16 protein-coding genes are annotated in these 22011 nt (G+C 72.9%); 12 read left to right on the top strand and 4 right to left on the bottom strand.

Annotated features, from left to right (window positions below; translation table 11 throughout):
* Positions 1-482: 482 nt before the first annotated feature.
* The 6 genes from AF335_RS02845 to AF335_RS02820 all read left to right on the top strand — a co-directional run bounded on the left by AF335_RS02845 (position 483) and on the right by AF335_RS02820 (position 9499).
* The gene (locus tag AF335_RS02845) at positions 483-3371 is read left to right on the top strand and encodes a leucine--tRNA ligase (RefSeq protein ID WP_102916629.1); all 2889 of its coding nucleotides are present in this window, start codon (positions 483-485) and stop codon (positions 3369-3371) included.
* A gap of 221 nt (positions 3372-3592) precedes the next feature.
* Entirely contained in the window at positions 3593-4342 is a 750-nt protein-coding gene (locus AF335_RS02840) for a hypothetical protein (protein ID WP_102916628.1), read from the top strand.
* A gap of 112 nt (positions 4343-4454) precedes the next feature.
* Positions 4455-5300 (top strand): DegV family protein, encoded by an 846-nt coding sequence (locus AF335_RS02835; protein ID WP_102916627.1) that lies wholly within the window; start codon positions 4455-4457, stop codon positions 5298-5300.
* Between the two features lie 98 nt (positions 5301-5398).
* Positions 5399-6199: a ComEA family DNA-binding protein gene (locus AF335_RS02830; RefSeq protein ID WP_102916626.1), complete on the top strand. Its 801-nt coding sequence runs from the start codon at positions 5399-5401 to the stop codon at positions 6197-6199.
* Positions 6196-8658, top strand: a complete 2463-nt coding sequence (locus AF335_RS02825) for a ComEC/Rec2 family competence protein (RefSeq protein WP_102916625.1) — start codon at positions 6196-6198, stop codon at positions 8656-8658. The genes AF335_RS02830 and AF335_RS02825 overlap by 4 nt, the downstream gene beginning before the upstream one ends.
* A gap of 52 nt (positions 8659-8710) precedes the next feature.
* Complete coding sequence (locus AF335_RS02820; protein WP_102916624.1) at positions 8711-9499, top strand: arylamine N-acetyltransferase family protein; 789 nt, start codon at positions 8711-8713, stop codon at positions 9497-9499.
* Positions 9500-9701: 202 nt separating this feature from the next.
* Here AF335_RS02820 and AF335_RS02815 read toward each other — a convergent pair whose 3' ends face one another.
* The gene (locus AF335_RS02815) at positions 9702-9929 is read right to left on the bottom strand and encodes a hypothetical protein (RefSeq protein ID WP_102917009.1); all 228 of its coding nucleotides are present in this window, start codon (positions 9927-9929) and stop codon (positions 9702-9704) included.
* Between the two features lie 191 nt (positions 9930-10120).
* Here AF335_RS02815 and holA point away from each other — a divergent pair, with 191 nt between their 5' ends.
* The gene (holA, locus tag AF335_RS02810; protein WP_102916623.1) at positions 10121-11107 is read left to right on the top strand and encodes a DNA polymerase III subunit delta; all 987 of its coding nucleotides are present in this window, start codon (positions 10121-10123) and stop codon (positions 11105-11107) included.
* A 534-nt stretch (positions 11108-11641) separates the two neighbouring features.
* Here the strand turns inward: holA and rpsT are convergent.
* The gene (gene rpsT, locus AF335_RS02805) at positions 11642-11908 is read right to left on the bottom strand and encodes a 30S ribosomal protein S20 (RefSeq protein ID WP_102916622.1); all 267 of its coding nucleotides are present in this window, start codon (positions 11906-11908) and stop codon (positions 11642-11644) included.
* Between the two features lie 220 nt (positions 11909-12128).
* Between rpsT and lepA the strand changes: the two genes are divergently transcribed.
* The 3 genes from lepA (at position 12129) to hemW (ending at position 17438) form a co-directional block, all read left to right on the top strand.
* On the top strand, positions 12129-13991 hold the full coding sequence (gene lepA / locus AF335_RS02800) for a translation elongation factor 4 (RefSeq protein ID WP_102916621.1): 1863 nt from the start codon (positions 12129-12131) through the stop codon (positions 13989-13991).
* Between the two features lie 255 nt (positions 13992-14246).
* Entirely contained in the window at positions 14247-16136 is a 1890-nt protein-coding gene (locus tag AF335_RS02795; RefSeq protein WP_102916620.1) for an AMP-dependent synthetase/ligase, read from the top strand.
* 69 nt (positions 16137-16205) lie between these two features.
* Complete coding sequence (hemW, locus tag AF335_RS02790) at positions 16206-17438, top strand: radical SAM family heme chaperone HemW (protein WP_102916619.1); 1233 nt, start codon at positions 16206-16208, stop codon at positions 17436-17438.
* 163 nt (positions 17439-17601) lie between these two features.
* On the opposite strand, the gene AF335_RS02785 is transcribed toward hemW, so the two are convergent.
* Together AF335_RS02785 and AF335_RS02780 are read right to left on the bottom strand one after the other, a co-directional pair.
* A complete protein-coding gene (locus AF335_RS02785) occupies positions 17602-18432 on the bottom strand; it encodes a DUF3097 domain-containing protein (RefSeq protein ID WP_102917008.1) in 831 nt (276 codons plus the stop codon).
* 89 nt (positions 18433-18521) lie between these two features.
* Positions 18522-19253 carry an MBL fold metallo-hydrolase gene (locus tag AF335_RS02780; RefSeq protein WP_102916618.1) on the bottom strand — a complete coding sequence of 244 codons (732 nt, stop codon included), beginning with the start codon at positions 19251-19253 and terminating at the stop codon, positions 18522-18524.
* Positions 19254-19447: 194 nt separating this feature from the next.
* Here AF335_RS02780 and hrcA point away from each other — a divergent pair, with 194 nt between their 5' ends.
* Positions 19448-20464, top strand: a complete 1017-nt coding sequence (gene hrcA, locus AF335_RS02775) for a heat-inducible transcriptional repressor HrcA (protein ID WP_095584345.1) — start codon at positions 19448-19450, stop codon at positions 20462-20464.
* Complete coding sequence (gene dnaJ, locus AF335_RS02770; protein WP_087928174.1) at positions 20465-21604, top strand: molecular chaperone DnaJ; 1140 nt, start codon at positions 20465-20467, stop codon at positions 21602-21604.
* The last annotated feature ends 407 nt before the right edge of the window (positions 21605-22011 follow it).

The raw sequence follows: 22011 nt of genomic DNA, 5'->3' as shown, positions 1-22011 counted from the left end.
CTTTTTCCCGTCAACACGCCCGGTTTTCACGGGCGTTGATCCGGATTTCACCGGTCCGTCCCCGGTGCCTCCTCGGGCGAACGCGCGCCCCTGAGGGGAACGGGTGTCCGTAAGGGCGACGTGACGCGCGTCCCGCCCGCCCGGACGCCCCCGAGCGGGCGCGACGGGCCGTCCGGGGGTGTCCCAGGGGGTCCGCCACCGCCGCCGGGAGGAGCCGTGGCCCCGTGCCCGCCGGGGCGCCCGGGTGCCGTCGCCCCGGGGGCGGAAGGGCCCGGGCCGCTCACCTCCGTGCGGGCCCTTCGGCCCCTGCGGTAACCTGACCCCATGCGTGCCGTACGCCTTCTGCTTAGCGGGCCGCGCTGATCAGTACCGACCGGTGAGATCCGGTCGGCATCGGCGCGGCGTCCCCTCCTGTGCGAGGGGATTTTTCATTTCCGCAGGTGCCGCAGGTAGAGACGACGATCGATGGAGCTTTGAGGACGATGAGCGAGACCAACACCGCCGCCGAGGTGGCTGCCCCGCACCGCTACACGGCCGCGCTGGCCGCTGACATCGAGGCACGCTGGCAGGACTTCTGGGACGCCGACGGCACCTACGAGGCGCCCAACCCCAGCGGTGACCTGGCGGGCGACCCGGCGGTCGTCGCCCGGCCCAAGAAGTTCATCATGGACATGTTCCCGTACCCCTCCGGTGCGGGCCTGCACGTCGGCCACCCGCTCGGCTACATCGCCACGGACGTCTACGCGCGCTACCACCGCATGACGGGCCACAACGTCCTGCACACCCTCGGCTTCGACGCCTTCGGCCTGCCGGCCGAGCAGTACGCCGTGCAGACCGGCACCCACCCCCGGGTCTCCACCGAGGCCAACATCGAGAACATGAAGGCGCAGCTGCGGCGGCTGGGCCTGGGCCACGACAAGCGCCGGTCGTTCGAGACGATCGACCCGGAGTACTACAAGTGGACCCAGTGGATCTTCCTGCAGATCTTCAACTCCTGGTACGACGAGGACGCGAAGAAGGCCCGGCCGATCGCCGAGCTGGTCGCCCTGTTCGAGAGCGGTGAGCGCGCCGTCGAGGGCGACCGCCCCTGGAACGAGCTGACCGCCGCCGAGCGCTCCGACGTGCTGGGCCGCCACCGCCTGGCCTACGCCTCCGACGCGCCGGTCAACTGGTGCCCCGGCCTGGGCACCGTCCTGGCCAACGAGGAGGTCACCTCCGACGGCCGCTCCGAGCGCGGCAACTTCCCCGTCTTCAAGTCCAAGCTGCGCCAGTGGAACATGCGGATCACCGCCTACGCGGACCGCCTGCTGGACGACCTGGACGCCCTGGACTGGCCCGAGGCCATCAAGCTCCAGCAGCGCAACTGGATCGGCCGCAGCGTCGGCGCCCGCGTCGACTTCCCCGTCGAGGGCCACCCGGACGCCGCGGTCACCGTCTTCACCACCCGCCAGGACACCCTGTTCGGCGCCACCTACCTGGTCGTCGCCCCGGAGCACCAGCTGGTCGTCTCCGACGGGGAGAACGGCGGGATCGTTCCGGCCGCCTGGCCCGAGGGCACCCACGAGGACTGGACCGGCGGGCACGCCACCCCGGCCGACGCCGTCGCGGCCTACCGTAAGGAGGCCGCCGCCAAGTCCGACGTCGAGCGGCAGGCCGACGCCAAGGAGAAGACCGGCGTCTTCACCGGCGCGTACGCGATCAACCCGGTCAGCGGTGCCCGCCTGCCCGTCTTCACCGCCGACTACGTCCTGATGGGCTACGGCACCGGCGCGATCATGGCCGTCCCGGCGCACGACAGCCGTGACTTCGCCTTCGCCCGCGCCTTCGACCTGCCGATGCGCTGCGTCGTCCAGCCGGCCGACGACCGCGGCACCGACCCGTCCACCTGGACCGAGTCCTTCGACTCCTACGACGCCGAGATCATCGCCTCGGCCGGCCCGGACGTCTCCCTGGACGGCCTGACCGTGCCCGAGGCGAAGGACCGGATGGCCGCGTGGCTGACCGAGCGGGGCATCGGCGAGGCGACCGTCAACTTCCGCCTGCGCGACTGGCTGTTCAGCCGCCAGCGCTACTGGGGCGAGCCCTTCCCGATCGTCTACGACGAGGCCGGCGTCGCCCACCCGCTGCCCGAGTCGATGCTGCCCCTGGAGCTCCCCGAGGTCGAGGACTACTCCCCGCGCACCTTCGACCCGGACGACGCCGACACCTCCCCCGAGACCCCCCTGTCCCGCAACGAGGACTGGGTCCACGTGGAGCTGGACCTGGGCGACGGCGTCAAGCGCTACCGCCGCGAGACCAACACCATGCCCAACTGGGCCGGCTCCTGCTGGTACGAGCTGCGCTACCTGGACCCGCACAACAGCGAGCGCCTGGTCTCCGCCGACGCCGAGCGGTACTGGATGGGCCCGCGCGAGGGTCAGCCGCACGGCGGCGTCGACCTGTACGTCGGTGGCGCCGAGCACGCCGTGCTGCACCTGCTGTACGCCCGCTTCTGGTCCAAGGTCCTCTTCGACCTGGGCCACATTTCCTCGGCCGAGCCGTTCCACAAGCTCTACAACCAGGGCATGATCCAGGCGTACGTCTACCGCGACGCCCGGGGCATCCCCGTGACGGCCACCGAGGTGGAGGAGCGCGACGGCTCCTTCTACCACCAGGGCGAGAAGGTCAGCCGGCTGCTCGGCAAGATGGGCAAGTCCCTGAAGAACGCCGTCACGCCGGACGAGATCTGCGCCGAGTACGGCGCGGACACCCTGCGCCTGTACGAGATGGCCATGGGTCCGCTGGACGTCTCCCGCCCCTGGGACACCCGCGCCGTCGTCGGTCAGTACCGCCTGCTCCAGCGCCTGTGGCGCAATGTGGTCGACGAGGCCACCGGCGAGCTCACGGTCGTCGACGCCGAGCCCGACGACGCCACGCTGCGCGCCCTGCACAAGGCCGTGGACGGCGTCGCCCAGGACATGGCGAACCTGCGCTTCAACACCGCCATCGCCAAGGTCACCGAGCTGAACAACTTCGTGACCAAGCTGGACGAGGTCCCGCGCTCCGTCGCCGAGCGCATGGTCCTGCTCGTCGCGCCGCTGGCCCCGCACATCGCCGAGGAGCTGTGGCGCAAGCTGGGCCGCACCGGCTCGGTCGTCCACGAGGACTTCCCCGTCGCCGATCCCGCCTACCTGGTCGACGAGGCCGTGACCTGCGTCGTCCAGATCAAGGGCAAGGTCAAGGCGCGGCTGGAGGTCGCCCCGGCCATCTCCGACGAGGAGCTGGAGAAGGTCGCGCTGGCCGACCCGGCGGTCATCGCCGCGCTGGGCGGCGCGGGCATCCGCAAGGTGATCGTCCGGGCGCCGAAGCTGGTGAACATCGTCCCCGCGTGACGGCGCGCCGGCCTCGGGTGAGGGTCGTACCGGCTCCGCGTGACGGAGGCGGTGGACGGCCTCGCCCCACGGGGTGAGGGTTTGTCCCTACGGGCAGGTTGAGGGTTCCGCTGGAACCCCCGGCCTGCCCTTTCCGTTTACCGTGGAGGGGTGGGCACGCCCCCGGGTCGAGTCCTGCCGAGTCAGTCCTGCCGAGCCCGTCGCATCGCTGAGGAGCGTTCATGGAAGCCGTGGCCGTGATCGTCGCGCTGATCTTCGCGGTCCTCGTGGCCCTCGGCGTGATCGCCACGGTCAAGACCGTGCGCGCGGTCAAGCGCGGCGTCGACCGGACCGTCACCCAGGCCCGCCGGACCGTCGAGGACACCCGCCTCAAGGCGAGACAGTACGTCCAGCCGGGCCCGGCCGGTGAGGTCGCGGAGCTGCGGATCTCGCTGCGCACGTCGATGCGGGCCACTCAGGAGGCGCTGCGGCAGGCCGCCCCCGAGGACGCCTCGCTGTCCGAGGCCCTCCAGCTGTTCGAGCGGCTCAGCGCCCACGGCCATGAGCTCGACGAGGAGCTGAAGCGCCTGGAGGCCGAGCCGGACCGGGCGAGGGTGGCCGCGTGCCTGCCCGGGCTGCGCGAGCGCACGGAGCGCGTCCGGGGCTCGGCCGATTCCCTGCGGTGGGCGGCCCAGGACCGCGCCCGGCGCTTCGCCGAGGACGATCTGGAGGCGCTGAGCGGCCAGATCCGGATAGAGACGGGAGCGCTGCGGCACTGGACGGTGGAGGAGCCGGAGGAGACGGCGGCGGGTGCCGCCGGATCCGGTGCCGGTGCGGGGCGTGGTGCCGGTGCCGGTCCTGCCTCCGGCCCGGCCGGCCGCCCGGAGACCGCGCCCGCCGCAGGCGAGCGTCCCGCGATCACCGGAGGTGCCGAGTCCTGGCAGCCCGGCTACTCCTGGCAGAAGACCCGCCGCCCCGAGAGCACTACCTGACCCCGAGAGCACTACCTGACGGGGTGCCCCGCTGTCCTGCCGTCCGGCCGGAGGATCACGCGTACGGGGCCCGTACTGCCGTCGGAGGGCCCCGGCGGGTAACCTCCGGAACATGTCCCGCCATGTCGCTGTCGTCACCGATTCCACGGCCTATCTGCCGCAGCAGGCGATGCGGAGACACGGCATCACCGCCGTGCCGCTGACGGTCGTCCTGGGTGACGAGGCGCTGGAAGAGGGCACCGAGATCTCGGCCCGGTGCGTCGCGCAGGCCCTGCAGAAGCGCAGGCCGGTGACCACGTCGCGACCGAATCCCGAGGTCTTCGCGGCCACGTACCGCGCGGCGGCCGAGGCGGGCGCCGAGGGCGTCGTCTCCCTGCACCTCTCCTCCGAGTTCTCCGGCACGTACGACGCGGCGGTGCTCGCCGCGCGGGAGGCGCCCGTGCCGGTGCGGGTCGTGGACACCGGGGTGGTCGCCATGGCCCTCGGCTTCTGCGCGCTGGCCGCGGCGGAGACGGCCGAGGCGGGCGGCACGCTGGACGAGGTGGTCGCCGCCGCCGAGAAGCGGGCGCAGGGCACGTCCGCGTTCTTCTACGTCGACACGCTCGACTACCTGCGGCGCGGTGGCCGCATCGGCGCGGCGCAGGCGCTCCTGGGGTCCGCCCTCGCCGTCAAGCCGCTGCTTCAGCTCGACGGCGGCCGTATCGAGCTGCGCGAGAAGGTCCGCACGGCGTCCAAGGCCATCGCCCGCCTGGAGGAGATCGCGGTCGAGCGGGCCGCCGCCGCGCCCGTCGACATCGCCGTCCACCACCTGGCGGCGCCCGAGCGGGCGGCCCTCCTCGCGGAGCGGCTGCGGGAGCGGGTGCCGGGGCTGGTGGAGCTGCACGTCAGCGAGGTGGGGGCGGTCATCGGGGCGCACACGGGACCAGGGCTGCTGGGCGTGGTGATCGCACCGCGGTAGGCCCCGTTCGAGTGGCTGGGTTATCCCCAACTCACGGGTTTTCCACGGTTTTCGGGGCGTTCGAGCGGAGGTACGAGAACGCGCCTACCGTCGTCGCCATGACCGATCTCCTCGACGGACCGACGCCCGTTCCCGCCCTCGCCGGCAGCTCGCCGGGTCAACGCGCGGCGACGCTGTTCCCGGGCGTGCCCGCACCGGTCCGGGACGGCCCTGGGCCGGGCACCCCCGGCCCAGGGCGGGCCTCCTGGCGGTCGGCGTGGGGGGAGCGGCTGCCGCTGTGGGTGCGGCTGCGGTGCGGCATCGAACCGAAGACGCTGGGTGCGCTCGCGGTCGTGCTGGTCGCGGCCTGCGCGTTGGCCGTCCACCACTTCTGGACGGGCCGCCCCGAGCCCGTGCGCCCGCCGGAGCGACGGCTGCCGGCGGTGTCGGCGGATCCGGTGGCCGTGCCCTCGCCGGCCCGTTCGGAGGGGGCGGCCCGGGGAGCGGGCGTGGTCGTGGACGTGGCGGGCAAGGTGCCGCGGCCGGGGCTCCGGCACCTGCCCGCGGGGTCGCGGGTGGAAGACGCGCTGGAGGCGGCCGGGGGAGCCCGCCCGGGGACGGACACGACGGGCCTCAACCGGGCGCGTGTCCTCACCGACGGCGAACAGATCGTGGTGGGCGCCTCCCCACCGGCCACCCCGCCGCCGGGCGGATCGGGTGCGCCCGCCGGGCCGGTCAGCCTCAGCACCGCCACGGTCGAACAACTGGACGCCCTCCCGGGCGTCGGCCCGGTCCTCGCCCGTCACATCCTCGACTACCGCGCACAGCACGGCGGTTTCCGCTCGGTGGACGACCTCCGCCACGTCAACGGCATCGGCACGCGCCGTCTCACGGACCTCCGACCTTTGGTGCGGCCGTGAGAGGGGCGGCGGGCGGCGCCTCCGGCGACGGCCCGGACCCGGTGGCGGCGGGGGACGCCGGGCAGCCGATCGATCTTCGGTTGGCGGTGCCCGCGGGGGCCGCGTGGGCGGGGGCCGCCTGGGCTTTGACGGCCGGTCAGGAGGTCGTCGCCGCCGTGGCCGCGCTGGCCGTGGTCGTGGCCTGCGGGGCCGTCCTCCGGGCGCGGCGGGCCGGTGCGCCGTCGTCGGGGGCCGGCCGGGACGGGGTGGCCGTCGCACTGGCCGCCGTGCTGCTCTGTGCCGTGGCCGGGGCGGCGGTGGGCGCGCTGCGGGCGGCCGACACCCGGCGCGGGCCCCTCCCCGAGCTGGCCCGGCGGTACGGGGACGCCGTCGTCGACGTCACCGTGACCGCCGACCCCCGTGCCGCCCGCCCCCGCGTCCGGGGCGCCGCGCGGGCCGCGCCCGCCGCCCTGGTCGAGGCGGAGGCCACCCGCGTCGTCACCACGCGCGGCGCGGTCCGCGTCCGTACCCCCGTCCTGGTGATCGCCGACCCGTCATGGCTGGGGCTGCTGCCGTCCACCCGGATCCGGGTGGACGGCAGACTCGCCTCGCCTTCCCGCGAGGGCGACCGCGCCGCCGTCGTCGTACGGGCCGCGGGCCAGGGTCCGCCCCACGTCATCGAGCGGCCCACCGCGCTCCAGCGCGCCGCGGGCCGGCTCCGCGCGGGTCTGCGGACGGCCACGGACGGCCTGGAGCCGGACGCGCGGGCGCTCCTCCCCGGGCTGGTCGTCGGAGACACCTCCCGCATCCCGCCCGACCTCGAAGACGCCTTCCGGGCCACGGATCTGACACACCTGCTGGCCGTGTCCGGCAGCAACCTCGCGATCCTGATCGCGGTGCTGATCGGCCCGCCCCACCTGGCAGGCCGCGCCGAGCGCCGCGGCCTGGCCGCCCGGCTGGGCATCCCGCTGCGGCTGACGGCGCTGCTGGGCGCGGGGCTCGTGCTGGGGTTCGTGGTCGTGTGCCGCCCGGAGCCGAGCGTGCTGCGCGCCGCCGCCTGCGGACTGGTCACGCTGCTGGCCCTGGGCACCGGCCGCCGTCGCGGCCTGCTGCCGGCGCTCGCGGCGGCCGCCCTCCTGCTCGTGCTCTACGACCCGTGGCTCGCACGCTCCTACGGCTTCCTGCTGTCCGTCCTGGCCACCGGGGCCCTGCTGACCCTCGCTCCCCGCTGGAGCGCGGCCCTGCGCCGCCGGGGCGTGCCGCCCCGCCTCGCCGAGGGACTCGCCGCCGCGGCGGCCGCGCAGGCCGTCTGCGCGCCCGTGATCGTCGTGATGGCGGCGAGGGTGAGCCTGGTGGCTGTGCCGTGCAACCTCCTCGCCGAGCCGGCCGTGGCCCCCGCCACGGTCCTCGGCTTCGCGGCCCTCGCCGCCGCCCCGCTCGCCCCGCCCGCCGCGGAGGCCCTCGCCCGGCTGGCCGGCTGGCCCACGTCCTGGACGGCGGCCGTGGCCCGCACCGGCGCGGGCCTGCCCGGGGCCGAGCTCGGCTGGCCGGGCGGCCTGCCCGGCGCGCTGCTGCTGGCCGTGACGCTGGCCGGAGTCGCGTTCGCCGCCCGTGGAATCCTCCGCCACCCCTGGGCCTGCGTCGCCTGCGCCTTGCTCCTGCTGGTCGCGCTCGTCCGCCCGGCACCGCTGACGAGGGCCGTCACCGGCTGGCCGCCCCCCGATTGGCGGTTCGCCGTGTGCGCGGTCGGGCAGGGGGACGCGCTGGCCCTGGCCACGGGCCCCGGCTCCGCCGTGGTCGTGGACACCGGCCCCGAGCCGCGCGCCGTCGACGGCTGCCTGCGAGCCCTGGGTGTCGACCGCGTACCGCTCCTGGTCCTCAGCCACTACCACGCGGACCACGTCGACGGGCTGCCCGGTGTCCTCCGGGGCCGGGCGGTCGGGGCGATCGAGGCGACGCCGTACGCCCGGCCGCCGGGCCAGGCCGCGTTCGTCCGCCGGCTGGCGGAGCGGGCGGGCGTCCCGGTGGTGGAGGCCGTGCCGGGGGAGCGGCGGAGCGTCGGCGACCTCTCCTGGGAAGTGCTGTGGCCCCCACCGGTGGGCACCCCGTCCGTGGCCGAGGACGGTCCCAACGACGCCAGCCTGACCCTCCTCGTCCGCACCGCCGGCCTCACCCTCCTGCTCCCCGGCGACCTCGAACCGCCCGCGCAGCGCGCCCTGCTGGAGAGCCACCCCACGCTGCCCCCGGTGGATGTCCTCAAGGTCGCCCACCACGGCTCACCCCACCAGGACGCCGGGCTGATACGGAAGCTCCGGCCGCGGCTGGCCGTTGTTCCGGTCGGCGCCGGCAATCCGTACGGGCATCCGTCACCCCGTACGGTCGCCGCGCTCAGGGCGCGGGGCGCGGCCGTCCTGCGTACCGACACCGACGGTGCCGTGGCCGTGACCGGGGACGGCACGGCTTTCCCGGACCCACCGTGATTCCGGCCGCAGTCACTGTGCCCCGGCCGCCGGAGAGAGGGATAACTGATCCATGACCACTGCCAAGATCGATACCGATGCCTATCTGCGCCGTATCGGCGCCGGCCGCCCGGCCGCGCCCGACGAGGCCGCCCTGCGCGAGCTCCAGCTCCGGCATCTGCGCACCGTGCCGTTCGAGAACCTGTCCATCCACCTGGGAGACGAGATCGTGCTGGACGGCGAGGCGCTCGTCCGGAAGATCGTCGAGCGTGGGCGGGGCGGCTTCTGTTACGAACTCAACGGCGCCTTCGCGGAGCTGCTGACCGCGCTCGGCTTCCGGGTGACGCTGCTCGCCGGGCGGGTGATGGGGCCGACGGGCGAGTTCGGGGTGCCGTTCGACCACCTGGCGCTGCGGGTCGACACCCCCGAGCCCTGGCTGGTGGACGTCGGCTTCGGCCAGAACGCCCACCACCCGCTGCGCTACGCAGAGCGGGGCGAGCAGACCGACCCCGGCGGCGTCTTCCGGATCGCCGAGGCGGCGGACGGCGACCTGGAGGTGTTCCGCGACGGCAAGGTGCAGTACCGGCTGGAGCAGCGGCCGAGGGAGCTGGTCGACTTCGTGAGCGGTTGCTGGTGGAACAGCACGTCGCCGAAGGCGTTCTTCACCCAGTCGCTGATCTGTTCCCGCCTCACACCGACCGGCCGCGTCACCCTCAGCGGCCGCACGTTCGTGACCACCGACGCGACGGGCCGTCAGGAGCGGCGGCTGACCGAGGAGGAGGTCCTGCCCGCGTACCGGACGCACTTCGGCATAGAGCTGGACCACGAACCGGAGGTACGGGCCCCGGGCCGCGCGGCCTGAGGCCCGGTGGCCGGGAGCTCGATGTCCTGGAGCTCGGGGGAGGGGGTCAGGGTCGGGGGCCCGGCGGCCCAGGGTCCGGCGGACGCGACCGCCCGGCCGGGCCCGCCCTGGTCGAGCCACACGCCCTGGTCGGGTCACCCGTCTCGGTCGGGTCACGCCCCGGTCAGGTCACCCGCCCCGGCCGGGTCCCGCCCCGGCCGGGTCACTCCGACTCGAGCCAGCCCTCGTACTCCTCGGCCAGCTCGCGCAGCGCCTCCGGGTCCAGGGCGCCGTGCGGGTCCTCCACGACCACCAGCCACTGCGCGTCCTCGGCGTCGTCCTCGCCGGCGAGGGCCTCGCGCACGATCTGGGGCGTCTCCTCCAGCGGGAAGCGCTGCCCGGCCTCCTCGGCCACCTCGTCGGCGGCGTCGCGGTCGGGGAGCACCAGCAGGTGCCGTACGGGGTCGGCGGCGTCGAGGGCCGGGGACGGGGAGGAAGCGGGGTAAGGGGAAGCGCTGCTCACCCGATCATTGTGCGGTACGGGTACGCGGCCATCCCGCGGTACGGGTACGCGGCCACCGTGCGGTACGGGTACGCGGCGGTGCGGCCGGAGTGTCAGCGGGGCGTGGGATGCTTGACGCGATGGCCAGGAAGACTGCAAACGACGACCCCCTTGCCCCTGTCACGCTCGCCGTGGGACAGGAGGACCTCCTGCTGGACCGCGCGGTGCGGGAGGTGGTCGCGGCCGCCCGCGCCGCCGACGCCGACACCGATGTGCGCGACCTCAGCCCGGACGCGCTCCAGCCCGGCACGCTCGCCCAGCTGACCAGCCCGTCGCTCTTCGCGGAGCGCAAGGTCGTGATCGTGCGCAACGCACAGGACCTGTCCGCCGACACGATCAAGGACGTCAAGGGCTATCTCGGCGCGCCCGTCGAGGAGATCACCCTCGTCCTGCTGCACGCCGGCGGCGCCAAGGGCAAGGGCCTGCTGGACGCCGCCCGCAAGGTGGGGGCCCGGGAGGTCGCCTGTCCGAAGATGACCAAGCCGGCCGATCGCCTGGCGTTCGTCCGTTCGGAGTTCCGGGCGACCGGCCGTTCCGCGACCCCGGAGGCGTGCCAGGCCCTGGTCGACGCGATCGGCAGCGATCTGCGGGAGCTGGCCAGCGCCTGCGCCCAGCTCGTCGCCGACGTCGAGGGCACCATCGACGAGTCCGTCGTCGCCCGCTATTACACGGGCCGCGCCGAGGCGTCCAGCTTCACCGTCGCGGACCGGGCCGTGGAGGGCCGGGCGGCCGAGGCGCTGGAGGCGCTGCGCTGGTCGATGTCCACCGGCGTCGCGCCCGTGCTGATCACCAGCGCCCTCGCCCAGGCCGTCCGCGCCATCGGGAAGCTCGCCTCCGCCCCGCGCGGCGCCCGCCCCGGCGATCTAGCCCGAGACCTCGGCATGCCCCCCTGGAAGATCGACCGGGTGCGGCAGCAGATGCGCGGCTGGTCGGCGGACGGCGTCGCCACGGCGCTGCGGGCGGTGGCCCAGGCGGACGCCGGAGTGAAGGGCGGCGGGGACGACCCGGAGTACGCCCTGGAGAAGGCGGTCGTGGCGGTGGCGCGGGCGGCACGCAGCCGCGGCTGAGTCCGCGCTCAGCCCCGGCGCCCGCCCCGTCCGTTCCGAAATGAAACCGGGGGTCGGCGCCCCCCACCCCTTCTTCACGTTCTTCACGCCGACGCGCGGTGCCCTCGAACGCCGGACGGGCCGAATACCGGCCTGTCCGGCGTTTCATGATCGGAGCCCCCCCGAAGGGTCGGAGCCCTCGGAAGGCCGGTGCCCCGGAAGGCCGGCGCCCCCGAAGGGTCGGAGCCCCCAGAAGGCCGGAGCCCTCGAGGGGTCGGAGCCTCCGGAAGGTCAGCGCCCCCCGAAGCCAGCGTCGGAGCCCCCCCCGAACGGTGCAGCCCCCCCGAACGGTGCAGCGCCCCCGGAAAACCCCGAAGGCCCGGTGCCGCCCTGGGGAAGGGCAGGCACCGGGCCTTCGGATCGTTCAGCGAGCCCCGGAGGGCTCATGCCGCACCCGCGTGGCGAACGACCGGGGGCGGCGGGGTGCCGGTCCGGAGCGGTAGAGGGGCCGCTTGATCCGTACCGGCGGGTCGGGGCTCATGCCCCGATGAGACTTCAGCCCTTGAGAGCGGCAGCCTGCTTGGCCAGCGCCGACTTCTTGTTGGCGGCGGCGTTCTTGTGCAGAACACCCTTGCTGGCGGCCTTGTCGAGCTTCTTGCCGGCCGCGGCGACGGCGGCGGTGGCCTTCTCGACGTCACCGGCGAGCAGGGCCTCGCGGGCAGCGCGGACAGCGGTCTTGACCGCGGACTTGACGGCCTTGTTACGCAGGCGCGCCTTCTCGTTGGTCTTGTTCCGCTTGATCTGGGACTTGATGTTCGCCACGAAAAGAGCCTTTACAGGTTCGTTGGATTTCGATGAGTGCCTCATGCGTCGGAAGGCGATCGCCGGAAGACGTACAAAGCACAGTGGACCAGGTTACCAGCAGCCGCTCCGGCCTCCCAAACCGGACCGAGGCCGCCGCTCATGGGACGATGGAGGGGTCGTATACCCGACTCCCGCCGAGACTGGCGTACCAACGCCGAAGTCACCGAATGGATCCTGCGTGCCCGCGACCCCTACCAACGTGCCCGAGCCGAGCCGTACCGACCCGGCTCTGATCCGCAACTTCTGCATCATCGCGCACATCGACCATGGCAAGTCGACGCTCGCCGACCGGATGCTCCAGCTGACCGGCGTGGTCGACCAGCGGCAGATGCGCGCGCAGTACCTCGACCGGATGGACATCGAGCGCGAGCGCGGCATCACGATCAAGTCCCAGGCGGTCCGTCTGCCCTGGGCGCCCACCGAGGACGAGGGCAACACCCACATCCTCAACATGATCGACACCCCCGGTCACGTCGACTTCACCTACGAGGTCTCGCGCTCGCTCGCCGCGTGCGAGGGCTGCATCCTCCTGGTCGACGCCGCCCAGGGCATCGAGGCCCAGACCCTCGCCAACCTCTACCTGGCGATGGAGAACGACCTCACGATCATCCCGGTCCTCAATAAGATCGACCTGCCGGCCGCCCAGCCGGAGAAGTTCGCCGCCGAGCTCGCGAACCTCATCGGCTGCGACCCCTCCGACGTGCTCATGGTCTCCGCCAAGACCGGCGTCGGCGTGCCCGAGCTGCTCGACCGCGTCGTCCGGGACGTCCCGGCCCCGGTCGGCGTCAAGGACGCGCCCGCCCGCGCGATGATCTTCGACTCGGTCTACGACTCCTACCGCGGCGTGGTCACCTACGTCAGGGTCATCGACGGCGAGCTCAAGAAGCGCGAGCGCATCAAGATGATGTCGACCGGCGCCACGCACGAGCTGCTGGAGATCGGGGTCTCCTCGCCCGAGATGACGCCCTCCGACGGCCTCGGCGTCGGCGAGGTGGGCTACATCATCACCGGTGTGAAGGACGTCCGGCAGTCCAAGGTCGGTGACACGATCACCTCCCAGCAGAACGGCGCCACCGAGGCCCTGGGCGGCTACAAGGACCCCAAGCCGATGGTGTTCTCCGGCCTCTACCCGCTGGACGGCTCGGACTACCCGGAGCTGCGCGAGGCGCTGGACAAGCTCCAGCTCAACGACGCCGCGCTGGTCTACGAGCCGGAGACCTCCGCCGCGCTCGGCTTCGGCTTCCGCGTCGGCTTCCTCGGCCTGCTCCACCTGGACGTGATCCGTGAGCGCCTGGAGCGCGAGTTCGGTCTCGACCTGATCGCCACCGCGCCGAACGTGGTCTACCGGGTCAAGATGGAGGACGGCGTCGAGCACACCGTCACCAACCCGAGCGAGTTCCCCGAGGGGAAGATCGCGGAGGTGCACGAGCCGGTCGTCAAGGCCACCGTGCTGGCGCCCAATGAGTTCGTCGGCGCGATCATGGAGCTCTGCCAGTCCCGCCGCGGCTCGCTGCTGGGCATGGACTACCTCTCCGAGGACCGCGTCGAGCTGCGCTACACCCTCCCGCTCGCCGAGATCGTCTTCGACTTCTTCGACCAGCTGAAGTCCAAGACCCGCGGCTACGCCTCGCTGGACTACGAGCCCACCGGCGAGCAGCAGGCCAGCCTGGTCAAGGTCGACATCCTGCTGCACGGCGACAAGGTCGACGCCTTCTCCGCGATCACGCACAAGGACAAGGCGTACGCGTACGGCGTGCGGCTCGTCGCCAAGCTGCGCGAGCTCATCCCGCGGCAGAACTTCGAGGTGCCGATCCAGGCCGCCATCGGCTCCCGGGTCATCGCCCGTGAGACCGTTCGCGCCATCCGTAAGGACGTCCTCGCCAAGTGCTACGGCGGCGACATCTCCCGTAAGCGCAAGCTGCTGGAGAAGCAGAAGGAGGGCAAGAAGCGGATGAAGATGGTCGGAAACGTCGAGGTTCCGCAGGAAGCCTTTATCGCGGTCCTCTCCTCGGACACCGACGGTGGCGAGAAGAAGAAGTAGCCCCGCCCGGCCCGCGGCGACGGCGCCCGTCCCCTCACCCGGGGGCGGGCGCCGTCGCGTACCGGCCCGTGAGCACCGGGTGCGCGTGCCGCCCACGGGCCACGGCCGGAAACATGCACTCCACAGGTACCGCCCGGTCACAGCTTCGACAAGCCCGCCAAAGGCTCTTACGCGGCGGCGCCGTGCGTTCTACTCTGATCACTGCTTGCAGGTTACTCGTGAGTCACCAGTAGGAAATCGGACCGGAGGGACGCCGTGACCGAGACACAGGCTTTGATCGAGAACCGGCCGCCCTCGGTGGCGTCGATCTTTCTCGAACGCGTCGAGCTGACGCCCGACGCGGTGGCCTACCGCTACCCGGTGCCCCCGGCCTCCGGCGAGGGACCCGACGACTGGGCCGGGCTCACCTGGCGCCAGTCCGCCGACCGCGTCTTCGCGATCGCCGCCGGCCTGATCGACCTCGGGGTGCGCCCCGAGGAGCGGATCTCCCTCGCCGCCTCCACCCGGATCGAGTGGATCCTCGCGGACTTCGGCGTGCTCTGCTGCGGCGGCGCCACCACCACGATCTACCCCAGCACCAACGCCGACGAGACGGCGTTCATCCTCTCCGACTCCGAGAGCCGGGTGCTGATCGCCGAGGACGCCGCCCAGCTCGCCAAGGCCCGCGCGCACCGCGCCGAGCTGCCCGACCTCGCCCATGTCGTCGTGCTGGAGGAGGCGGACGCCGTCCCCGCCGCCGGCGACCCCGAGGGCTGGGTGCTCTCCCTCGCCGAGCTGGAGCGACGCGGCGCGAAGCGCCTCGAGGCCGACCCGGACGCCGTCATGGACCGGATCAAGGCCCTGCGCTCCGACCAGCTCGCCACCCTCATCTACACCTCGGGCACCACCGGCCGCCCCAAGGGCGTCCTGCTGCCCCACGACGCCTGGTCCTATATGGCCCGCGCCATCCTGGCGTCCGGGCTGGTCCTTCCCACCGATGTGCAGTACCTCTGGCTGCCACTGGCCCATGTCTTCGGCAAGGTGCTCACCGTCAGCCACCTCAGCACCGGGCACATCACGGCCGTCGACGGCCGGGTCGACAAGATCATAGAAAACCTGCCGGTCGTCCGGCCCACCTACATGGCCGCCGTCCCCCGCATCTTCGAGAAGGTCTACAACGGTGTCGCGGCCAAGGCCCGCGAGGCCGGCGGGGCCAAACTCAAGATCTTCCAGTGGGCCGCCGAGGTGGCCCGCGAGTACGCCAAGGTCTCCCAGGACAACTACCACCGCACCGGCAGCCGCACCGCGCCCTTCGGTCTGTCCGCCAAGCACAAGGTCGCCGACGCGCTCGTCTACTCCAAGATCCGCGCGGCCTTCGGCGGGCAGCTGCGCGCCTGCGTCTCCGGCGCCTCCGCCCTGGCCCCCGACATCGGCTACTTCTTCTCCGGCGCGGGCATCCACATCCTGGAGGGCTACGGCCTCACCGAGACCAGCGCCGCCAGCTTCGTCAACCCCGGCGAGGCGTACCGCACCGGCACCGTCGGCAAGCCGCTGCCCGGCACCGAGGTGCGCATCGCGGACGACGGCGAGGTGCTGCTGCGCGGCCCCGCGATCATGACCGGCTACCACGGCCTGCCCGAGAAGACCACGGAGGTCCTGGAGTCCGACGGCTGGTTCCACACCGGGGACATCGGCGAGCTCTCCGCCGACGGCTTTCTGCGCATCACCGACCGCAAGAAGGACCTGATCAAGACCTCGGGCGGCAAGTACGTCGCCCCGGCCGAGGTCGAGGGCCAGTTCAAGGTCGTCTGCCCGTTCGTCTCCAACGTCCTCGTGCACGGCGCCGACCGCAATTACTGCACCGCGCTCATCGCCCTGGACGAGCCGACGCTCATGACCTGGGCCGAGGAGCAGGGCATGGCCGGGAAGAGCTACGCCGAGGTGGTCGCCGACCCGCGGACCGTGGAGCTCATAGAGGGCTATGTGAAGCAGGTCAACGACGGCCTCCAGCGCTGGCAGACGATCAAGAAGTTCCGGCTGCTCCCGCGCGACCTGGACGTCGAGCACGGCGAGCTCACCCCCAGCCTCAAGCTCAAGCGACCGGTCGTCGAGCGCCTCTACAAGGACCTGATCGAGGAGATGTACTCGGGCACCCGGGAGAGCTGAGCGCGGTGCCGGCCGGGCTCCCCGAGGGAGTGGCCCGGCCGGTGCCCGCCGATGCCGGACAATGGACCCATGCCTTCCGTACTGCCTGACGGCGAACCCATGCCCGAGGACGGGGCGCTGCCCCTCCACGCCCTGCGGGGTGCCGGGCAGCGGCCCCTCGGGTTCTACCTGCACGTGCCGTACTGCGCGACGCGCTGCGGGTACTGCGACTTCAACACCTACACCGCGAGCGAGCTGCGCGGTTCCGGCGGCGCGCTCGCGTCCCGGGACAACTACGCCGAGACGGTCGCCGAGGAGATCCGCCTCGCGCGGAAGGTCCTGGGCGACGACCCGCGCCCGGTGGAGACCGTCTTCGTCGGCGGCGGCACACCCACGCTGCTGCCCGCCGCCGACCTCGTACGGATGCTGGCCGCGATCCGCGACGAGTTCGGCCTCGCCGAGGGCGCGGAGATCACCACCGAGGCCAACCCCGAGTCCGTGGACCCGGCCTACCTGGCCGAGCTGCGGGCGGGCGGCTTCAACCGGATCTCCTTCGGCATGCAGAGCGCCCGGCAGCACGTCCTGAAGATCCTCGACCGCACGCACACGCCGGGCCGCCCGGAGGCGTGCGTGGCCGAGGCGCGGGCCGCCGGCTTCGAGCACGTCAACCTCGACCTGATCTACGGCACGCCGGGCGAGTCGGACGACGACTGGCGGGCCTCCCTGGACGCCGCGATCGGCGCGGGCCCGGACCACGTCTCCGCCTACGCGCTGATCGTCGAGGAGGGCACCCAGCTCGCCCGGCGCATCCGCCGGGGCGAGGTCCCCATGACCGACGACGACGTCCACGCCGACCGCTACCTCATCGCCGAGGAGATGCTCACGGCCGCGGGCTTCTCCTGGTACGAGGTCTCCAACTGGGCCACCGGCGAGGCCGGCCGCTGCCGTCACAACGAGCTCTACTGGCGCGGCGCGGACTGGTGGGGCGCGGGCCCCGGGGCGCACTCCCACGTCGGGGGCGTGCGGTGGTGGAACGTCAAGCACCCCGGCGCGTACGCCCAGGCCCTGTCCGAGGGCCGCTCCCCGGGCGCGGGCCGCGAGGTCCTGCCGGACGAGGACCGGCGCGTGGAGCGGATCCTGCTGGAGCTGCGGCTGATCGACGGGTGCCCGTTGTCGCTGCTGGCCCCGGCGGGCGCGGCGGCCGCGGCCCGCGCCCTGTCGGACGGCCTGCTGCAGCCGGGCCCGTACGAGGAGGGTCGCGCGGTACTGACGCTGCGGGGGCGGCTGCTGGCGGACGCGGTGGTCAGGGACCTGGTGGATTAGGACTTTCCCCTACCCGCCCCTTCCCGAATGTCCTCAAACGCCGGACGGGCTGATTTCAGCCCGGCCGGCGCTTGAGGCCACCGCGCGGAGCGCGGAAAAGGGGCCCGGGGGCGTCAGCCCCCGGTTTCGGGAAGGGGCGGGGCCGGGGAACAAAACCCCCCGCTCACCCCACCGGCACCGTCACAAAATCGATCAACTCCTCCACCCGCCCCAGCAACGCCGGCTCCAGGTCCTTGTAAGACCCCACCGCCGACAGGATCCGCTGCCAGGCCGCCCCCGTGTTCGACGGCCATCCCAGCGCCGCGCACACCCCCGTTTTCCAGTCCTGTCCCCGCGGCACCCGCGGCCAGGCCGGGATGCCCACGGAGGACGGCTTCACCGCCTCCCACACGTCGATATAGGGGTGGCCCACCACCAGCGCGTGCTCACCGGTCACCTCGGCCGCGATCCGCGACTCCTTCGAGCCGGGCACCAGGTGGTCGACCAGGACGCCGAGGCGGGCGTCCGGGCCGGGGGCGAAGGAGCGGACGATGGCGGGCAGGTCGTCGATGCCCTCCAGGTACTCCACGACCACGCCCTCGATGCGCAGGTCGTCGCCCCAGACCCGTTCCACGAGCTCCGCGTCGTGCCGGCCCTCGACGTAGATGCGCCCGGCGCGCGCCACACGCGCCCGCGCCCCCGGCACGGCGATCGAGCCGGACGCGGTCCGCACCGGCCCCTGGGGCGCCCGCGCGGCGGCCGGGCGTACGAGCGTGACGACGCGCCCCTCCAGCAGGAAGCCACGCGGTTCCAGCGGGAAGACCCGGTGCTTGCCGAAGCGGTCCTCCAGGGTCACCGTGAGCCCCTGGGCCGTCTTCTCGCTGCGGATCACCGCTCCGCAGAAGCCCGTGGAGACCTCCTCGACCACCAGGCCGGGGTCGGCCGGCACCTCGGGCGCGGGCTGTCGGCGCTTCCACGGAGGGGTGAGGTCCGGTCCGTACTGTCTGCTGCGCATGACCGCCATTCTGCGGGGTGAACCCGGTGGACGGGATCTTGCTGCGCGCCCCGCCCCCCTTCAGGTGAGTCCCGCCCCGCCTTCCCCTGTCACGACACGCCGAACCGCTCCGCCAGCGCGTCCCGTTGCGCGCGGACGAACCGGGCGTCCACCACCGCCCCGTGCCCCGGCACGTACACCGCGTCCTCGCCGCCCAGCGCCAGCAGCCGGTCCAGGGCGTCCGGCCACCGGCGGGGGACCGCGTCCGGCCCGGCCTGCGGTTCGCCCGACTCCTCGACCAGGTCGCCGCAGAAGACGACCTCGGGTGCGCCGCCCTCGCCCGCGACGAACACGGCCAGGTCGTGCGCCGTGTGCCCGGGGCCGATGTCGGCCAGCAGCACCCGCCGGCCGCCGCCCAGGTCGAGGGTGAGCTCGCCGGAGACCCGGTGGCGGGGGCGTACGAGCAGCTCGGCGGCGTTCGCCGCGGCCTCCGGGGCCACCCCGTGCCGGACCGCGTCCCGGCGCAGCTCCTCGCGCCCGCGCTCCAGCAGCTCGGCGAGCCCCGCCGCCCCGTACACCTCCACGCCGGAGAAGGCGGCCGTCCCGAAGACATGATCGAAGTGGGCGTGGGTCAGAGCGATATGCGTCACTGCCCGCCCGAAGATCTCGCGTACGTCCCGGCGGACCTCGGCGCCCTCCCGGACGGTCGCCCCGGTGTCCACGAGCAGTACTCCGGACGCCCCCGCGATCACCCCGATCGTCGCGTCCCACCCGGGCATTCTGCGGCGCGCGACCCCTGGCGCGAGCCGTTCCCAACGCGCGGTCGCCTCATCGCTTTCCATACCCGGACGCTATCCGGAGCGCGGTACGGTTGCCCGCCCGGCGGGCATACGGCAGGTGTGCGACGGGCGCCCGGCGGAGACGGCTCTTGCCCTGGCCGTGGTGGACGGCCGTACACTGGCTGGAGGTATCTGGCACTCGTGACCATTGAGTGCCAGGGACGGAAACCGTAGGACGGCTGGACTGGAGGTGCGCGGTGCTGAGCGAACGCAGGCTCGAGGTGTTGCGCGCCATCGTCCAGGACTATGTGGGCACCGAGGAGCCAGTCGGCTCCAAGGCCCTCACCGAGCGGCACCGGCTGGGCGTCTCCCCGGCCACGGTGCGCAACGACATGGCCGCGCTGGAGGACGAGGGCTTCATCGCCCAGCCCCACACGAGCGCCGGCCGTATCCCGACCGATAAGGGCTACCGCCTCTTCGTCGACAAACTGGCGGGCGTCAAGCCCCTGTCGACGCCGGAGCGGCGCGCCATTCACAACTTCCTCGACGGCGCCGTCGATCTCGACGATGTCGTGGGCCGTACGGTGCGGCTGCTCGCGCAGCTGACCCGGCAGGTCGCGGTGGTGCAGTATCCGTCGCTGACCCGCTCGACCGTGCGCCATGTGGAGCTGCTCTCGCTCGCTCCCGCCCGCGTCATGCTCGTACTGATCACGGACACCGGTCGGGTCGAGCAGCGCATGGTCGACTGCCCGGCGCCGATCGGCGAGAACTCGCTCGCGGACCTGCGGGCGCGGCTGAACAGCCGGGTCGTCGGGCGGCGGTTCGCGGATGTGCCGCAGCTGGTGCAGGACCTCACCGACTCCTTCGAGCAGGAAGATCGCGGAACCGTTTCCACAGTTCTCGCGACCCTGCTGGAGACCCTGGTCGAGGAGACCGAGGAACGGCTGATGATCGGCGGCACCGCCAATCTCACCCGCTTCGGCCATGACTTCCCCCTGATGATCCGGCCCGTGCTGGAGGCATTGGAGGAGCAGGTCGTGCTGCTCAAGCTGCTCGGCGAGGCCAAGGACTCGGGCATGACGGTGCGAATCGGTCATGAGAACGCTCATGAGGGACTGAACTCCACATCGGTCGTCGCCGTCGGCTACGGTTCGGGCGACGAGGCAGTCGCCAAACTCGGCGTGGTCGGACCGACCCGCATGGACTACCCCGGAACGATGGGAGCGGTACGCGCAGTGGCACGTTACGTCGGACAGATCCTGGCGGAGTCGTAAGTGGCCACGGATTACTACGCGGTCCTGGGCGTACGGCGCGATGCCTCGCAGGACGAGATCAAGAAGGCATTCCGCCGACTCGCCCGCGAGCTGCACCCGGACGTCAATCCGGACCCGAAGACCCAGGAGCGGTTCAAGGAGATCAACGCCGCTTACGAGGTGCTCTCGGACCCGCAGAAGAAGCAGGTCTACGACCTCGGCGGCGACCCGCTCTCGGCCTCCGGCGGCGCCGGTGGCGGGGCTGGCGGCTTCGGCGCGGGCTTCGGCAATTTCTCCGACATCATGGACGCCTTCTTCGGCCAGGCGTCGCAGCGCGGACCGCGCTCGCGCACCCGCCGCGGCCAGGACGCCATGATCCGCCTCGAGATCAGCCTCAACGACGCGACGTTCGGGACGACCAAGGAGATCCAGGTCGACACCGCCGTCGTCTGCACCACGTGCAGCGGCGAGGGCGCGGCCCCCGGCACCTCCGCGCAGACCTGTGACATGTGCCGCGGCCGCGGTGAGGTCTCGCAGGTCACCCGGTCCTTCCTCGGCCAGGTCATGACCTCCCGGCCGTGCCCGCAGTGCCAGGGCTTCGGCACGGTCGTGCCGACCCCGTGCCCGGAGTGCGCCGGTGACGGCCGCGTCCGCTCGCGCCGCACCCTGACGGTCAAGATCCCGGCCGGTGTGGACAACGGCACCCGCATCCAGCTCGCGGGCGAGGGCGAGGTCGGCCCCGGCGGCGGCCCCGCCGGCGATCTCTACGTCGAGATCCACGAGACCCCGCACCCGACCTTCCAGCGGCGCGGCGACGACCTGCACTGCACGGTCACCATCCCGATGACGGCCGCGGCCCTCGGCACGAAGGTGCCGCTGGAGACCCTGGACGGCGTCGAGGAGATCGATATCCGGCCGGGCACCCAGTCCGGCCAGTCGATCCCGCTGCACCAGCGCGGTGTCACGCACCTGCGCGGCGGCGGTCGCGGCGACCTCATCGTGCACGTCGAGGTGATCACCCCCAGCAAGCTGGACCCGCAGCAGGAGGACCTGCTCCGCCAGCTCGCGAAGCTGCGCGGCGAGGAGCGCCCGATGGGCGAGTTCAAGCCGGGGCAGCAGGGGCTGTTCTCGCGGTTGAAGGACGCGTTCAACGGCCGCTAGGCCACGGACATCCCGCCGGGCGCACCGCCCGGCCCGCGTCCGGCCCCGGTCCGGCAGGTCTCCTGCCGGACCGGGGCCGGTGCGCGTTCCCGGGCGCCTTGCCCGGCCGGTGCCGATGGGGGCGCCCGGGGTTCCGCTCCGGTCGACGCCGGGGCCGTCCCGCCCGGGCCCCGCTCCGGCCGGTGCCCGCCCTTCCGCCGGAACGTCGTCGTGCTCGTCCTTCTGCCGGACCGGTGCCGTCCTCGCCTTCAGTCGGACCGGTGCCGTCTCCGCCTTCCGCCGGAACGTCGTCGTGCTCGTCCTTCCGTCGGACCGGTGCCGTCCTCGCCTTCAGCCGGACCGGAGCCGTCTCCGCCTTCCGCCGGAACGTCGTCGTGCCCGCCCTTCCGTCGGACCGGTGCCGTCCC

Origin of the sequence: Streptomyces eurocidicus (genome assembly GCF_002891295.1) — a bacterium.
GTDB classification, from domain to species: domain Bacteria; phylum Actinomycetota; class Actinomycetes; order Streptomycetales; family Streptomycetaceae; genus Streptomyces; species Streptomyces eurocidicus.
The sequence above is the reverse complement of the archived record's forward strand: the minus strand, read 5'-3'. Positions and strand labels throughout refer to the sequence as shown.

What these genes read in the sequence shown, in the direction of transcription:
- AF335_RS02845 (WP_102916629.1), top strand. Translation starts at nt 483, where the DNA reads ATGAGCGAGACCAACACCGCCGCCGAGGTGGCTGCCCCGCACCGCTAC.
- AF335_RS02840 (WP_102916628.1), top strand. Translation starts at nt 3,593, where the DNA reads ATGGAAGCCGTGGCCGTGATCGTCGCGCTGATCTTCGCGGTCCTCGTG.
- AF335_RS02835 (WP_102916627.1), top strand. Translation starts at nt 4,455, where the DNA reads ATGTCCCGCCATGTCGCTGTCGTCACCGATTCCACGGCCTATCTGCCG.
- AF335_RS02830 (WP_102916626.1), top strand. Translation starts at nt 5,399, where the DNA reads ATGACCGATCTCCTCGACGGACCGACGCCCGTTCCCGCCCTCGCCGGC.
- AF335_RS02820 (WP_102916624.1), top strand. Translation starts at nt 8,711, where the DNA reads ATGACCACTGCCAAGATCGATACCGATGCCTATCTGCGCCGTATCGGC.
- holA (WP_102916623.1), top strand. Translation starts at nt 10,121, where the DNA reads ATGGCCAGGAAGACTGCAAACGACGACCCCCTTGCCCCTGTCACGCTC.
- hemW (WP_102916619.1), top strand. Translation starts at nt 16,206, where the DNA reads ATGCCTTCCGTACTGCCTGACGGCGAACCCATGCCCGAGGACGGGGCG.
- AF335_RS02785 (WP_102917008.1), bottom strand. Translation starts at nt 18,432, where the DNA reads ATGCGCAGCAGACAGTACGGACCGGACCTCACCCCTCCGTGGAAGCGC.
- AF335_RS02780 (WP_102916618.1), bottom strand. Translation starts at nt 19,253, where the DNA reads ATGGAAAGCGATGAGGCGACCGCGCGTTGGGAACGGCTCGCGCCAGGG.